Source organism: Pistricoccus aurantiacus (assembly GCF_007954585.1).
Taxonomy (GTDB): Bacteria; Pseudomonadota; Gammaproteobacteria; order Pseudomonadales; family Halomonadaceae; genus Pistricoccus; species Pistricoccus aurantiacus.
The window spans coordinates 2353162-2367211 of record NZ_CP042382.1; the positions used below are offsets into that span (position 1 = coordinate 2353162).

14 protein-coding genes and 1 pseudogene are annotated in these 14050 nt (G+C 50.7%); 14 read left to right on the forward strand and 1 reads right to left on the reverse strand.

Annotation, left to right across the window (positions count from 1 at the left end; genetic code table 11):
* The first annotated feature begins 5 nt into the window (after positions 1-5).
* The 13 genes and pseudogenes from FGL86_RS11210 to FGL86_RS11270 all read left to right on the forward strand — a co-directional run bounded on the left by FGL86_RS11210 (position 6) and on the right by FGL86_RS11270 (position 12318).
* Positions 6-335 carry a hypothetical protein gene (locus tag FGL86_RS11210; protein ID WP_147184640.1) on the forward strand — a complete coding sequence of 110 codons (330 nt, stop codon included), beginning with the start codon at positions 6-8 and terminating at the stop codon, positions 333-335.
* A complete protein-coding gene (locus tag FGL86_RS11215) occupies positions 310-861 on the forward strand; it encodes a hypothetical protein (protein ID WP_147184641.1) in 552 nt (183 codons plus the stop codon). Before FGL86_RS11210 ends, FGL86_RS11215 begins: the two co-directional genes overlap by 26 nt.
* Positions 855-1565, forward strand: a complete 711-nt coding sequence (pseF, locus tag FGL86_RS11220; RefSeq protein WP_147184642.1) for a pseudaminic acid cytidylyltransferase — start codon at positions 855-857, stop codon at positions 1563-1565. Before FGL86_RS11215 ends, pseF begins: the two co-directional genes overlap by 7 nt.
* Positions 1562-2704, forward strand: a complete 1143-nt coding sequence (gene pseG / locus FGL86_RS11225) for a UDP-2,4-diacetamido-2,4,6-trideoxy-beta-L-altropyranose hydrolase (RefSeq protein WP_222433748.1) — start codon at positions 1562-1564, stop codon at positions 2702-2704. The genes pseF and pseG overlap by 4 nt, the downstream gene beginning before the upstream one ends.
* The gene (pseH, locus tag FGL86_RS11230) at positions 2697-3212 is read left to right on the forward strand and encodes a UDP-4-amino-4,6-dideoxy-N-acetyl-beta-L-altrosamine N-acetyltransferase (protein WP_222433749.1); all 516 of its coding nucleotides are present in this window, start codon (positions 2697-2699) and stop codon (positions 3210-3212) included. The genes pseG and pseH overlap by 8 nt, the downstream gene beginning before the upstream one ends.
* Complete coding sequence (gene pseI / locus FGL86_RS11235; protein WP_147184643.1) at positions 3212-4273, forward strand: pseudaminic acid synthase; 1062 nt, start codon at positions 3212-3214, stop codon at positions 4271-4273. The genes pseH and pseI overlap by 1 nt, the downstream gene beginning before the upstream one ends.
* Position 4274: 1 nt before the next feature.
* Positions 4275-5327 carry a polysialyltransferase family glycosyltransferase gene (locus tag FGL86_RS11240; protein WP_147184644.1) on the forward strand — a complete coding sequence of 351 codons (1053 nt, stop codon included), beginning with the start codon at positions 4275-4277 and terminating at the stop codon, positions 5325-5327.
* Positions 5328-5375: 48 nt separating this feature from the next.
* Positions 5376-6665: a hypothetical protein gene (locus FGL86_RS11245; RefSeq protein ID WP_147184645.1), complete on the forward strand. Its 1290-nt coding sequence runs from the start codon at positions 5376-5378 to the stop codon at positions 6663-6665.
* Between the two features lie 24 nt (positions 6666-6689).
* Positions 6690-6791, forward strand: a pseudogene (locus FGL86_RS11250) (helix-turn-helix domain-containing protein); the annotation flags it as partial.
* Between the two features lie 263 nt (positions 6792-7054).
* Positions 7055-7774: a WecB/TagA/CpsF family glycosyltransferase gene (locus FGL86_RS11255; protein WP_147184646.1), complete on the forward strand. Its 720-nt coding sequence runs from the start codon at positions 7055-7057 to the stop codon at positions 7772-7774.
* Between the two features lie 393 nt (positions 7775-8167).
* Complete coding sequence (gene galE, locus FGL86_RS11260) at positions 8168-9199, forward strand: UDP-glucose 4-epimerase GalE (protein ID WP_147184647.1); 1032 nt, start codon at positions 8168-8170, stop codon at positions 9197-9199.
* A gap of 176 nt (positions 9200-9375) precedes the next feature.
* Positions 9376-10662: an O-antigen ligase family protein gene (locus FGL86_RS11265; protein WP_246131605.1), complete on the forward strand. Its 1287-nt coding sequence runs from the start codon at positions 9376-9378 to the stop codon at positions 10660-10662.
* 273 nt (positions 10663-10935) lie between these two features.
* Positions 10936-12318 (forward strand): undecaprenyl-phosphate glucose phosphotransferase, encoded by a 1383-nt coding sequence (locus tag FGL86_RS11270; protein ID WP_147184648.1) that lies wholly within the window; start codon positions 10936-10938, stop codon positions 12316-12318.
* A 26-nt stretch (positions 12319-12344) separates the two neighbouring features.
* On the opposite strand, the gene FGL86_RS11275 is transcribed toward FGL86_RS11270, so the two are convergent.
* Positions 12345-13091, reverse strand: a complete 747-nt coding sequence (locus tag FGL86_RS11275) for a glycerophosphodiester phosphodiesterase family protein (protein ID WP_147184649.1) — start codon at positions 13089-13091, stop codon at positions 12345-12347.
* 114 nt (positions 13092-13205) lie between these two features.
* On the opposite strand from FGL86_RS11275, the gene FGL86_RS11280 reads away from it, so the two are divergent.
* Positions 13206-14003 carry a YiiX/YebB-like N1pC/P60 family cysteine hydrolase gene (locus tag FGL86_RS11280; RefSeq protein ID WP_246131606.1) on the forward strand — a complete coding sequence of 266 codons (798 nt, stop codon included), beginning with the start codon at positions 13206-13208 and terminating at the stop codon, positions 14001-14003.
* Positions 14004-14050: the final 47 nt, after the last annotated feature.

Genomic DNA, 14050 nt, shown 5'->3' on the forward strand with positions numbered 1-14050 from the left:
TACCCATGGCGATGGCTAAAAGCGCTGGCAATGAATTCGCTGATCATCTGGAAGGCAGCGATAATCGAGTCGCGTTGAGTGGCGGTTACTTGTATATCCATCGAGGAAAACGCTTGGTGCATATCGCCAGCATCCCTTCGCCGAATCTGCTTGCCGAACGCCTATCGGACAGCGTCGTAGAAAATACAGATACCTTTGTTGATGAGGCAGGAAATGAATATACCATCGTGATTGATTCCACGATGGTGGGCATCACATGGTCGCTCGAAGAATACCCCACCGACCCGGATGTGATCAGGGAACTGCACTATGAAGTCAGACTCAACGACGACTAAGCATTATGCTGACTTCGCGCGTTCCATCCAGGAGCTTCGGTTGCGATCTGAGCAGGACGATCCACTGATTCGTAGGCTGCTCTATGCCAATGTAGTCACTAGCCTTGAAGTCTATTTACAAGCTGTCGCCCTGCATTTGATTGACCAAGCGCCTTCTCTGGCCATCAGCGTCGCCAATGCCAAGAAATTCAAAAACGTTCGTATGTCGCTCGAGTTCGCCTTGAGAAGCAATCTTCATCACTACCTGGTCACCCTGATTCGGCATATCAACTTTTATAACCTGTCGGACGTGGAACCGCTATTTCGCGAGGCGTTTGATATCAGAATCGAGATCACCGATGCGGTGCTTGACGTCATCCGCTGCCGACACGACATCGTGCATCGTAATGGCGAAGACAAACAGGGAAGACTGCACGAAATCAGCCCTGCTGCTATGGAGGGGGCACTCGAGGCGATGGATCGCCTGGTCAGTGACGTTGATCGCCAATTGTTGGAGAGGTTTGGAGCCCTGTTTACGCCATGCTGAATCACCGTGTCGCCATCATCCCCGCCCGAGGCGGCAGCAAGCGGATTCCGCGCAAGAATATCAAGGCGTTCGGGGGCAGGCCGATGATCGCCTGGTCCATCCAGGCAGCCTTGGCCAGCGGCTGCTTCGACCGGGTGATCGTTTCCACCGACGATAATGCGATCGCCGAGGTTGCCCGGCAATGGGGCGCCGAGGTGCCTTTCTTGCGGCCAAAAGAACTGGCGGACGATCATACCGGCACGATCCCGGTGATCGCCCAGGCCATCGACTGGCTGCGTGAACATGATCAGGCACCCCAGACGGTCTGTTGTCTGTACGCTACTGCGCCTTTCGTTCAGCCGGAAGACCTTCGGCGCGGCCTGGCGATTCTTGAAGAACAGGCCGTTGACTACGCTTTTTCCGTGACCAGCTACGCCTTTCCCATTCAGCGCGCGATCCGTATCACACCTGAGGGCCGCGTAGCGATGTTCCAGCCCGAACACGTCACCACCCGCTCCCAGGATCTCGAGGACGCCTTTCACGATGCCGGCCAGTTCTATTGGGGACGGGCCGAGGCCTGGTGCGAGGGCCGACCGATCTTTTCCGCGCAGGCCGCCCCGGTCATGCTGCCCCGGCATCGGGTACAGGATATCGATACGCCGGAAGACTGGCAGCGGGCCGAATGGCTGTTTCGCAGCTGGCAAGCCGAAACGGCGGCGTCATGAGTCTTTCATCCGACGCATCGCCCATGGTTGTGGTCTTCCGTGTCGATGCCTCACTGACGATCGGCACCGGCCATGTCATGCGCTGCCTGACCCTGGCGGACGCCCTGCGTGAGCAAGGCGCCGAGTGTCATTTCCTGTGCCGCGCGCATCCGGGACATCTGATCGAGGCGATTCGCGCTCAGGGATTCGACACAGATACCCTGCCTCTCCAGCCGGAAACCCTGGAAGAGCGTCAGGATACGCCTCGCCTCGCCCATGCGGATTGGCTGGGGGCGAGCTGGCAGGAAGATGCCCGCTGGAGCCGCGAGCTTATCGAAGGTTTACGTCCGGACTGGCTGGTGGTCGATCACTACGCCCTGGACAGGTGCTGGGAAGAGGCCGTGCTTCCCCCAGGCTGTCGATTGCTGGTCATCGACGATTTGGCGGATCGTGAACATCGCTGCGATCTGTTGCTCGATCAAAACCTCGGACGCCAGGCCGACGATTATGCCGGGCTCGTGCCCGAGCGCTGCACTCGTTTGATCGGCCCTCGCTATGCCTTGCTTCGCCCCGAGTTCGCCTGCCTGCGTGAGACCAGTCTGGCCCGACGCGCGATGCCGCGACTCAAGCGGCTGCTGATCAGCATGGGCGGCATCGACAAGGACAATGCGACCGGCACGGTACTCGACGCCTTGGGCGATTGCCCGCTTCCCGAGGATTGTCGTATCAGCGTGGTGATGGGTGGCAATGCGCCTTGGCTTGCCCAGGTCAAGGACCAGGCCGCCACCATGCCCTGGCCCACCGAAGTGGCGGTGAATGTCACCGATATGGCCGAACGCATGGTTCAGGCGGATCTGGCCATCGGCGCGGCGGGCAGCACCTCCTGGGAGCGCTGCTGTCTGGGCCTGCCGACGCTGATGGTGGTACTGGCGGTGAATCAACGCATCATTGCCGGTGCACTGCAAGCGATGGGCGCCGGTGGACTGATTGGGGGTAGCGATACGCTTCGCTTTGCATTACCCGAGGCATTACGTGCGCTCCTGACACCTAACACATTGACAACCATGAGTCGGGCCGCCGCTGATCTCACGGATGGTCAGGGGCTCACTCGTTTGTGTACCGCCATGCATGCCCACAGCCAGGCCGTGTCCGATGAATAGTCGTTTACGCGAGATGAGGGCAAACGATCTTGAGCGGGTTCTGGCCTGGCGCAATCACCCCGAGGTGCGCCGTTACATGTATACCCGGCATGAAATCCGTCTCGATGAACACCGGCAGTGGTTCGAGCGTGCCTCGCAGGATCCCGCCAAGCATCTGCTGATCTTCGCGGTGGCAGGCACGCCCACAGGGTTCGTCAACATCACCCAGCATCAGCAGGGACCCATCGCCGATTGGGGCTTCTATCTTGCGCCTGAGGCGCCTCGTGGCACCGGCCGGCAGCTGGGTCAGTCGGCTCTCACGTTTGCCTTCGGCGAGCTGGGCCTGCACAAGCTCTGCGGCCAGGCGCTGGCTTTTAATGAGCGCTCCATTCGCTTCCATCGACGGCTGGGTTTTCAGCAGGAAGGCCTATTGCGTGATCAATATTTCGATGGAGAACAGTTTCATTCAATGGTCTGCTTCGGTCTGTTGCACCACGAGTGGCCATCTCAATCAGGAGAGAGCATCTGATGTCCCTCCCTCATATCACTATCGCCGGACGGCGCATCGCCGCCGATGCGCCGCCTTACATCATCGCCGAACTCTCCGCCAATCATAACGGTAAGCTCGAGACTGCCCTGCAGATTATCGAAGAAGCCAAGAAGGCCGGGGCGGATGCGGTCAAGCTGCAAACCTATCGCCCCGACACCATCACCCTCGACTGCGATAGCGAGGAATTTCGTATCAAAGGTGGGTTGTGGGATGGGCGTACCCTCTATGAGCTCTACGAAGAAGCCCACATGCCCTGGGAATGGCACCAGCCGCTGTTCGAGCATGCGAGAAAGCTGGGTATCACCATCTTCAGTTCGCCCTTCGACAATACCGCCGTCGACCTGCTCGAAGACCTGAATGCGCCCGCCTACAAGATCGCCTCCTTCGAGGCCGTCGACCTGCCGCTGATCGAATACGTTGCGCGCACCGGCAAGCCGATGATCATCTCCACCGGCATGGCGGATGCCAAGGAAATCCAGGAAGCCATCGATGCCGCGAAGGGTGCCGGCTGTAAGGAGCTAGCCATCCTGCAGTGCGTGAGCGGCTATCCGGCGCCGGCGGAAGATTACAACCTGCGCACCATCCCCGACATGATCGAACGCTTCGGCTTGGTCACCGGCCTGTCGGACCACACCCTCGACAACACCACCGCCATCACCAGCGTCGCGCTGGGTGCCAGCCTGATTGAAAAGCACTTTACCCTCGACCGTAACGGCGGCGGCCCGGATGACAGCTTCTCGCTGGAATCGAAAGAGCTTGAAGCCTTGTGCCGCGACAGCAAGACTGCCTGGCAAGCCCTTGGCAAAGTCGACTACGGACGTAAATCCAGCGAGCAGGGCAATGTACAGTTCCGCCGATCGCTGTACTTCGTCAAGGATCTCAAGGCAGGTGATATCATTACCGAGGATGCGGTAAGGAGTGTCAGGCCGGGGTATGGATTGGCGCCGAAGTATCTGCAGTCCATTATGGGCAAGAGGGTAAAAGTGGATGTATCCGCCTACACACCATCTAGTCTAGATGTCTTGAGCGAGCAAAAGTAGCATGGTGTCGAAGTTTTATGTATTTGATATTATTACACCTTTCCATCTGATAAGTTCATTGGCCTTTTGTCTGTCGAAAGGGAGGCAAGGAGACTTAATTAATGTAAATATCATTCCAAGTATGAAGGGAGACTTGCTACTAGAAGAAGCTGATTTTATCACAACCAGTGGTATTAGAGTAATCATCAAGAAACAAGAATGCTGTGCGGGAATCAAAGATCTTTTCTCTTTTTTTCTGCACAGGTATCTGCGGTTCGAAAAAGTTACTGAGAGTTGTATTTATATTGGGCATCATACTTACTTTAAACCAAGTTCTCTCTTTTTTCTCAAAGAAAAATACAAAGGAAAAGCTTTGAAAACTTTTTCTTTTGAAGAAGGTATAGGTTCCTACTCAAGTTTAAAACAGGAAAAAGAGGTGGCCTTAAGAGAAGGAAAAAAGTTCTACTTTTTAAAGTTTTTTCTAAAAAAAATATTTTCCACGCGCTTTTTTTTAAATTTTAAATGGGGTGTGATAGGAGCATCCGATTTTTCTAAAAAAGAAGTTAAAAAAAAATATACTGAGGCTTGTTTGGTATTAAAAAAAAGTATTTTTCTTAATGATGAAAAAAAAAGATCAGTTGTTCACAATAATAATCCCATGGTTATTTTTTTTTCCTCTCCATTGGTTGAACTTGGTGTTTTATCTCAACCTGAATTTTTTTTAATTTTAAAGAATATAGAAAATATATTTCTCGAAAAAGGTGTCGTAATGTATGTTAAAGCGCACCCTTTGGAATACTCTAATGTAAGTAAGCGTTTCAAAGGCTTTCGGTTATATAACACAGAAATGCCTGCCGAAATCGCGTTAATTGATTCAGCTTGCAAGTATGTGGCGGGGTTTAACTCAGGGGCGCTTATTACGGTGCCCATTCTTACGGGTATCGAAGCTATAAATTTTTACGAACTTTTACCTGAAAAAGCCAAGAAAAAATTAGCATTAAATAAAGAATTAAAGAAAATTTTTTGTGAACATGCAACAGAATATAGTGCATGGGCGGCGAAGTGCACTAAGTAGCTCTAAAAAGTAGGTGATCTCAATGACTAAGTGCAATAGTATTGAGGGGTGCCAGCTTTTACAACGGCTTTCTTAAGCACGTTAGCCGCCAAGCTTAGTGAGGAGCATTTAATAGTGGGAAGAAAGCTTAATTTTGGTTTTGGGGTTTTTCTTATATGTTTATTGCTTTCTAATATTTTCATATCAATAATTTCTCCATGGATTGGTGAAGTTTATTATCTTTTCCTTTCTGCTTTAGATATTTTGATTTTCTCTTTTATCGCATTAATTGTTTTGTTGATGAGAGGAGGGAAAGTTTCTTTCATAACAGTCACATATCTATTGTTAATATTTTTTTATTATTTGATTGGTTTTTTTGCTATTGGTCCGATTCAGTCCACTATATATTTGAGGTTTCTTCTTTACCCTTTTTTGGGGCTTTTGATTTTAAAGAATCATCAGAAATTTGAGTTTGATAAATCACTGCTCATTAACTTTTTAGCAGCTATTTTTATAGCAATCCTTTTTTTTGAGATGGTTTTTACAGAACACTTTTTTAGAGTTTTTAATGTTTTAAGTTTTATGGATTTAAAAGGTAGAGATGTGGCGACAATAGAAGAATTGTTAGTTCAATCTCATAGGCGTATTTTTAATTTCGAGATTTTTGAACAGTATAGAATCTATCGGCCTTGGGGAGTGATATTGCACCCTATAAGTTCTGCTTATGTGGCGGCTTTTTTCACTATCTATTACTTCATAAAAAACAAGTTTATAATTTCAGTTTTTTTTGTTTTCGCAACAATTTTATTTATGGCAAAAGGTCCATTCATAGCCTTGATTATTTCTCTATTTTCGGCGCTTCTATATAAAAATAGTAAGATCTTTACTCTTCCTGTTTTTTTAATATTAGCTGTTTTGACTAGCATTGTTTCGATAGGGTGGGTAGTAAGGAATCCGCACATAGTTTCTTTGATATATTCTTTTTCATATTTAGGAGAGAACTTACTTGGTGAAGGAATAGGGTTTGCTGGAGCTTTGACATTAGAAGGAGATGAAGTTACATCATCTGGTCTAAAAGGGGAGTCTGTTCTTGCGCTTATGATTACGGGGATGGGGGTGGTAGGGGTGTTGGCTATTTTTCTTTTGCTAATAGATTACGTAAGGTTTTTTTCTAAAGTTTCTTACTTAGTTTTTACTTCTTATGGTGTTGTTTTTTGGTACTTTGTTTTGGTGATGGGAAATTCTATTTTTCAAGAAGAGGCTTTTTCCCCTTATGCTATTATTCTGGCGGTAATGCTGAGCTTGATAGCTATCAAAAACAATCAGAGCTTGGCCGCAAATTCTGAGTGCAACACCTGACCCATTCGGTAAGGTGTTGTGTCCATGTCCTATTCTGAACTCTGCATCGAAGAACGCGCCACGATTCAAGTCAGCCTCGAGCAAGGCTTGAGCATCAGGAAGGTGGCGGATCTGCTGCGGGCTCCACTCCTCACGCAGACGACGACGCATGCCTGGCCTGTATAGAACGCTGCTTGCGTACGGACTTTTCAGACAAATCCTTGTGATGTACAGAGACAGTGTTTGCCTGATCCAAGCCCTGATTAAGAAAATACTCTTTGTTCAGGCCAAATGCTAGAACAAAAATAAAGTCATCCGTCGCGAGCGTTTCCTTAGACGCTGAAAATTCAATTTTTAATATTTTTGGTGTTGCTTTATTTTTTATCTATATAGTTGATTAATCATAAAAAATGAACCGTTTATTGTTTTTATTGAAGGAAAAGTCTAATAAGGAAAAAGAAATTTCCTGTAGAATAGTAACTTTTCTAAATCCGTATTCTTATCTTATCGCCAGAAAAGAAATCGATATGTTAAGTCATTTAGACTGCATTCTATATGATGGGGTCTTACTGGTTTTTTTGATGCGTCTGGCAGGGAGCAATGTCCAGCGTACCAGTTTCGACATGACCTCTCTTGCACCAGTAGTATTTCGCGAAGCTAGCGAGTCCGGCAACGATATCTACTTTTTAGGTAGTGAGCCCGGCGTCGCGGACGAGGCCGTTGCGCGGTTCAAGCATGCATTCCCGAAGTTAAAGGTATGTGGTACACGACATGGCTTCTTCGCTAATGTACAAGAGCGGAACGATGTCATCGCTGAGTTAGTCGAGAAGAATCCTTCCATCGTAGTCGTCGGTATGGGCACTCCCGCGCAAGAAAAATTCCTTGTCGATCTTAAAGCAGCGGGCTGGATGGGTAAGGGCTACACTTGTGGCGGTTTTCTGCATCAGACTGCGCGTGGTGGTACCCAGTATTATCCCGAGTGGATGGATCGAATGAATCTTCGTTGGCTATATCGCATGATCGATGAGCCCAAACTGATACGTCGTTATTTTCTAGATTACCCAAAATTCATCCTTGTATTCGCTTACGATCTAAGTTGTTACTGGACGCAAATGTTGCGCCGGCGATAACCTTTCTGAGTCAAGTCAAGTCAAGTCAAGTCAAGTCAAGTCAAGTCAAGTCAAGTCAAGTCAAGTCAAGTCAAGTCAAGTCAAGTCAAGTCAGGTCAAGAGTACAAGAGGTCATCGTTTTTATATTTTTCACGAGTCATAGCGATACTGCTTGAGAATGATGCGTTGGCTGAGTACTACCATCACAAATATTTGCACTAATTATCGATACACTGATAAAGCAGACCACCGAGCTTACCCCGCAACCTACCGTAGGGCTGCTACGTTGTGGTATTTTTGTAACGTTTCTTTAGCAGATACTGAAGATCGCTGCCACTGTCACATTTCACCAGTGGGGGAGCGAATGAATGTTGATGTCAAGTGCTTAAATGAGTGAGTAAGCGAGAGGATTCAATGGCGATTCTGGTTACAGGAGGCGCGGGCTATATCGGCATACATACTGTTGTAGAGCTTACTGAAGCTGGGTTCAATGTTGTCGTGATCGATAATCTGTTCAATGGAAGTGTCTTGGCTTTAAAGCGAGCTGAAAAAATCACTGGAAAGGCTATCGGTTTTGTCGAGGGTGATATTCGAGACCGAGCTTTGCTGGATAAAGTATTTGCCGAACACGATATTGATACGGTGATTCATTTCGCAGGCCTGAAAGCAGTGGGAGAAAGCTTCAATAGACCATTAGCTTATTATGAAAATAATGTCTGCGGCACTATAGTGCTCTGCCAAGCGATGGAGGCTGCGAGCGTAAGGCGGCTCATTTTTAGTTCTTCAGCAACGGTGTATGGAAGCGAGTCCCCTGTACCCTATGTGGAAACCACACCGCGCGGTACTACCTCCAATCCATATGGCTCCTCCAAAGCAATGGTGGAGAAGCTGCTCGAGGATCTGGTGGTAGCCGACAAGCGCTGGTCGGTAGCACTATTGAGATACTTCAATCCTATCGGAGCACATCCTTCTGGCTTGATCGGTGAGGATCCGCAGGGCATCCCTAATAATCTAATACCCTTTATCGCCCAAGTTGCTGTCGGGCGGCAAGATGCACTGACAATTTTCGGCAATGACTACCCGACTAAGGACGGCACCTGTGAGCGAGACTATCTCCATGTCGTAGACTTGGCTATCGGCCATCTTAAAGCCCTGAAGGCAGTAAGCGAGCCGGGCGTTTCCATCTTTAATCTGGGGGCCGGGCAGAGTGTCTCGGTGCTCGAGATGGTGAAGAGCTTCACTCGTGTGACTGGAGTAAAGATATCGTATTGTTTCGGTGCTCGACGTGCGGGTGATTTGCCTGTTTTCTGGGCGGATGCCACCAAGGCTATGAAGGAATTGGGATGGGTTGCCGAGAAAACGTTAGACGACATGATGGCCGACACGTGGCGCTGGCAAGCAAGCAATCCGCACGGTTACGAAGTGCGAGATGAGAAGGTTCAGTAGGCGTTTGGCAAGTAGATGATACATACCAGCTTCTTCTGACTCAACACTTTGAATAATACCAAGGACACTAGCGGTGGTATATAGAAACTGTATTTACGAGTGGCAAGATGTACCGGTGTAGCTTTTGGGAAGTGCCTGAATATTGGAACTGCCCAAGAGCTATGTGGTGCCTAGGAGTGGCGGGACTGCTGGGCTATGCTGCATTGCGTATGCTATGGGGTGAGGTAGGAGACTTGAGTGGCACACTGATGGCCATGTTGGGTCTGATTGCTGTGCTGATATACGGTCGTGGTATTCGAAGCTCCGCGGTTCTCTGGCTGTTACTCGCTGCGCTTCTTGTTCAGACACTGTCATGGGGGCTTGGCTATCTGCATCACCCGGAATGGGTGGCCGATAATCCCCAGTTAGATCGTCTCGCTAAACTGTTTATCTTCATTGCTGTCGCCTGGTGGCTTGGAGGGAGCACGCGAAATACTCTCTTGGTTTGGGGAATAGCAGTAGCCGGCTATCTGGTTGCGTCTTTTACCTTGGGTGGGGGTGTTGCCGAGTGGTTGCGCGGGCTTGGCGGAGAGCGCGTTGGCTTCGGAGTGAGAAACCTTCAACATGGCTCCATGCTGTTCGGAGTAGCACTGATCGGTGTCGTGATATTCACCCAACGTTTCGTGATGTCTGGCATGCGTGTCGTATGGTGGCGAGCTCTTATCTGGCTGATTGTGTTTGGGCTCTGTGTGACAGGTGTCTTTATCGGTCAGACACGTGCTGTTTGGCTGGGAACGCTGACCGCATTTCTTGTAGCGGGCTGTTTGGGCTCTCTATGGGCGTTAATGAAAAGCCAGGGACGTCACATTGCCAAGCCGCTATTGATCTGCTTGTCAGTTGTACTAGTGGTATCGCTAGTTGCCGTCTTGGCTTTCAAAAAGCCGTTAATGGCACGTATCACACAAGAGTCCCAGGTCGTCGCACAGGTTCTGCAAGGCGATGTGGAGCAGATACCCTATACTAGTATCGGCACACGCATTAATAGTTGGATAGCAGCTAGTGAATGGATTAAACAGCGGCCATTTGTCGGCTGGGGGAGTGAAGGTCGTGCCCTAGTGATGGAACACACCGCATGGTTGAATCCAGCTGTAAAGGCACAGTATGGGCATTTACATAATTTTCTGTTGGAGATTTGGGTAGCCTATGGCGTGCTTGGCATATTGGTAATTATGGCATTAGCAACTTGGATTGCTCGAGGAACCTGGCTTGCTTGGCGCAGTGGTATCATACCAAATGATATTGCTTTGTTTGGTATTTCTTTTTTCTTTTACTGGGTATTCGTCAATCAGTTCGAGTCCTATAATTCGTTTGGTACGGGCGTATATGTGCACAATCTTGTTTTAGGCGGCCTTGTGACTCATATCTGGCGCTGGCAATCGATGACGGACAAGAATGTATTCTTCACTCTAGGCTCACGTAAATGACGCAATCAACTTGTGCATGAATACATGCAGGATAGCCAAGCTTTCATGGAAGCGCTAAATAATGCCAAGTGCTACACACTCATGCTGTTCTCAACTTATAATAAGATGCGTGACTATACGCACGCTCATATTAATATTGTTAATAAAAAGCTGCCATCTTTATTGTAAATGATTATTCTTGTCAAGTTAGTATGAAAACGAATATCTACATGAATGTGAATGATGTTGTCCGGTTTCAAGATAAATACGGACGTTGTTAAGCCGGAATACATAATGTCTCGCAAGTCGTTAGCATTGACCGAGCGCTACCCAGCGCCATTAGTGGTACCGATAGTCGATATTCTGGCGATCGTGCTCAGCGGTTTTATCGCCCACGGAATGCGCTTCGGTAATTTCCAGCTGCATGATCGCTACGTCCTGGCCATTACTGTCATGGCGCTGTCGGCGGTACTTCTCAACAATCTGATGGATGCCTATAGCCGCTGGCGTATCACCAGTCTCTTCACCTTGTTGGGTCGGCTGGCGATGGCTTGGTTCATCGTGGGTGTCTTGGCGGCTTCCATTATTTATTTTGCTCATGTGGCGGAGCGTTATTCCCGGCTCTGGATCGGGTTGACGCTAATCCTTTCCTACGCGATGGCGGGCGGTGCGCGAATATTGGCTCAGCTGGTGCTACGTCGAGCACGCATAAAAGGTATGGCGCGGCGCTCGGTATTCCTGGTGGGGCCGGGGCACAATCTGGTGGACGTGGCCAGGGGCATGCGCAGCGCGGCTGGTGAAGGCTACTCCATCGCCGGGGTCGAGCGTTTCTCGAAACCGCCGGACGAAACCTTGTTGAATCGATTGGCACGCCGCGTCGAAGCGTCTGGCGCTCGAGAAGTCTGGATCTGTGTTCCGCTGGAAATGGGCAGCGTGGTACGTGCAATTTTCTATGCCTTGCGAAATCACACCGCCGAGCTTCGTTTCGTGCCGGATTTTCGCGATATGCACTTGTTGAATCATCGCATGAGTGAGGTGGCGGGGCGCTTTGCCATCGATCTGAGCGTTTCGCCCATGAGCGGTGTGGCACGCATCGTCAAACGCCTGGAAGATATCGTGATCGGCAGTTTGATTACCTTGATTATTGCACTGCCGTGTATCGCCATTGCCATTGGTATCAAGATGACGTCATCCGGGCCGGTGTTGTTCAAGCAGTACCGTACCGGGGTCAACGGCAAGCAGTTCAAGGTCTACAAGTTTCGCTCCATGGAAGTGCATGAGGAAAGGACCGGCATCGTCACTCAGGCCACCAAAGGCGACCCGCGGGTCACTCGGCTTGGCGCTTTTCTGCGGCGCACGTCCTTGGATGAGTTGCCGCAGTTCTATAACGTGTTGCAGGGTCGCATGTCAATCGTTGGCCCGCGGCCCCACGCCCTGGCGCATAACGAATATTACAAGGAACTGGTGCAGTCCTACATGTGGCGCCATAAGGTGAAGCCGGGTATCACCGGCTGGGCGCAGGTCAACGGCTTGCGCGGCGAGACGGATACCCTTGAAAAGATGGAGCGCCGAGTTGAATATGACCTCTGGTACATCGACAACTGGTCGCTCTGGCTGGATCTGCGCATCATCTTCTTGACCATCATCAAGGGCTTTTCTCACCAGAATGCTTATTGACAGACTATCCCATGGGTCACGGCGGATCAGTTGAAAACCCTCGGATCATCGCTGATCACCCCATCCACTCCCCATTCCCAACGCGGGGCGAACGCCTTCGGGTCGTTGGCGGTATAGCAGAAAAGTTTCAGTCCCGCCCGCTTCACTTCTTCGGCGCGTTGCCTTGTCAGGCGCCGCCACTTCCCATGCACGCTGTAGGCCTGGACGCGCTCGGCGTCTTTCCGCCAGTCTCGCGGTACTCCCTTGTAAAGCAATCCCAGGCGAAGCCGCTTCGGGTCCTTTTCTATCTCGCGGGCAGCTTCCAAAGCGTCTCGAGAAAACGAGGAAACGATCAGCCGCTCTGCGGGGAAAGCCGCTAGCGTTCGAGGAATCACGACCTCGGCCAAGGCACAGGGATCCCGCCCCCGGTTCAGCTTGAGTTCCAGGTTGAGCCCCATCTTCAACTCAATCAGCAGTGCCAGCATTTCCTCCAGTGTCGCCATGCGCTCGCCCGCGAATCCTGGTGAGAACCAGGCGCCCACGTCCAGCTTGCGCGCCGCTTCCAACGTCAGTCTGGAAAGTCTGGCGTTGGCATTGGCGCAGCGTTTGGTGTCGCTATCGTGCCAGATGACCGGCGTACCATCCCCCAGCAGTTGAACGTCCAGTTCCACCCATTGGCATCCTGCTTTATGCGCTTCACGTACCGCTGCCAGGGTATTTTCCGGGGCATGCAAGGAGAGCCCGCGATGGGCCCATAGGCGAGGCGGCGAGGAATCATCGTGTCTCGTTGTCATCAAGCGTTCCGCTCAAGCAAAAGACGCACAGTAGTACATGTAAGAGTGTCGGTCGCAAGCCGACTAAACTGAACTTGTCATGAACGCAGGGCGCGATGAGCGCGAGGAGGGCCGGTGAACCCTATACTCGGTACGCTGGGGGATTGGCTGAGCTGTTACTTGAGCGAACCCATCGCCGGCAACCGTGCCTTGGAGCCAACTGATCCAAGTCTGTTGTCAGCGTGCTTGCGGCCCGGTGATGTGGTGCTGGTGGAGGGGGATACACGGGTCAGCACGGCGATCAAGTATTTGACGCAATCGACCTGGTCCCACGCCGCGCTGTATATCGGTGAGGCTTATGCCGGCTGGGGAGGTGGCGCTCAGGGCTTTATCGAGGCGGATATTCGCGAAGGAGTACGCCGGGTCGGGCTGGAGGCTTTTCAAGGCTTTCACTGTCGTATATGTCGTCCGGTTGGCTTGAACACCGAGGAAATCGATCGCCTCATCGATTATGCCGGTGAGCGCCTGGGCTACCAGTACGATCTCAAGAACATCATCGACTTGGCCCGTTACCTGATTCCCACCCCACCCATACCGAGGCGTTGGCGGCGCTGTATGCTGGCCTTTGGAAGCGGTGATCCTACCCGAGCGATCTGTTCCACGCTTATCGCTCAAGCGTTTCAGTCCCTTCAATATCCGATTCTGCCCCGAGTGGCGGCGGCGCAATCCTTGGCGCCGGGCTGTCGAGGCTGCGATATTCAAGTGCTGTATCCGCGGCATTACAGTCACTACGTTCCCCGGGATTTCGATGTATCGCCTTACTTTGAAATCATCAAACCTACCCTGGCGCAGCCATTCGATCACCGCCAATTGATCTGGGGAGAAAGGCCGGCAAGGGCACTGGATGACGTGGCGCTCGCTGCGCGGGACTAAGAACTTGTCCGTAAATAGTGATTGGTGCACGCTGGGGTGACGTTTTC

Bases quoted from the DNA above. Each gene is read 5' to 3' on its own strand.
- FGL86_RS11210 (WP_147184640.1), top strand. From the start codon at position 6: ATGGCGATGGCTAAAAGCGCTGGCAATGAATTCGCTGATCATCTGGAA.
- FGL86_RS11215 (WP_147184641.1), top strand. From the start codon at position 310: ATGAAGTCAGACTCAACGACGACTAAGCATTATGCTGACTTCGCGCGT.
- pseF (WP_147184642.1), top strand. From the start codon at position 855: ATGCTGAATCACCGTGTCGCCATCATCCCCGCCCGAGGCGGCAGCAAG.
- pseG (WP_222433748.1), top strand. From the start codon at position 1,562: ATGAGTCTTTCATCCGACGCATCGCCCATGGTTGTGGTCTTCCGTGTC.
- pseH (WP_222433749.1), top strand. From the start codon at position 2,697: ATGAATAGTCGTTTACGCGAGATGAGGGCAAACGATCTTGAGCGGGTT.
- pseI (WP_147184643.1), top strand. From the start codon at position 3,212: ATGTCCCTCCCTCATATCACTATCGCCGGACGGCGCATCGCCGCCGAT.
- FGL86_RS11240 (WP_147184644.1), top strand. From the start codon at position 4,275: ATGGTGTCGAAGTTTTATGTATTTGATATTATTACACCTTTCCATCTG.
- FGL86_RS11255 (WP_147184646.1), top strand. From the start codon at position 7,055: ATGAACCGTTTATTGTTTTTATTGAAGGAAAAGTCTAATAAGGAAAAA.
- galE (WP_147184647.1), top strand. From the start codon at position 8,168: ATGGCGATTCTGGTTACAGGAGGCGCGGGCTATATCGGCATACATACT.
- FGL86_RS11270 (WP_147184648.1), top strand. From the start codon at position 10,936: ATGTCTCGCAAGTCGTTAGCATTGACCGAGCGCTACCCAGCGCCATTA.
- FGL86_RS11275 (WP_147184649.1), bottom strand. From the start codon at position 13,091: ATGACAACGAGACACGATGATTCCTCGCCGCCTCGCCTATGGGCCCAT.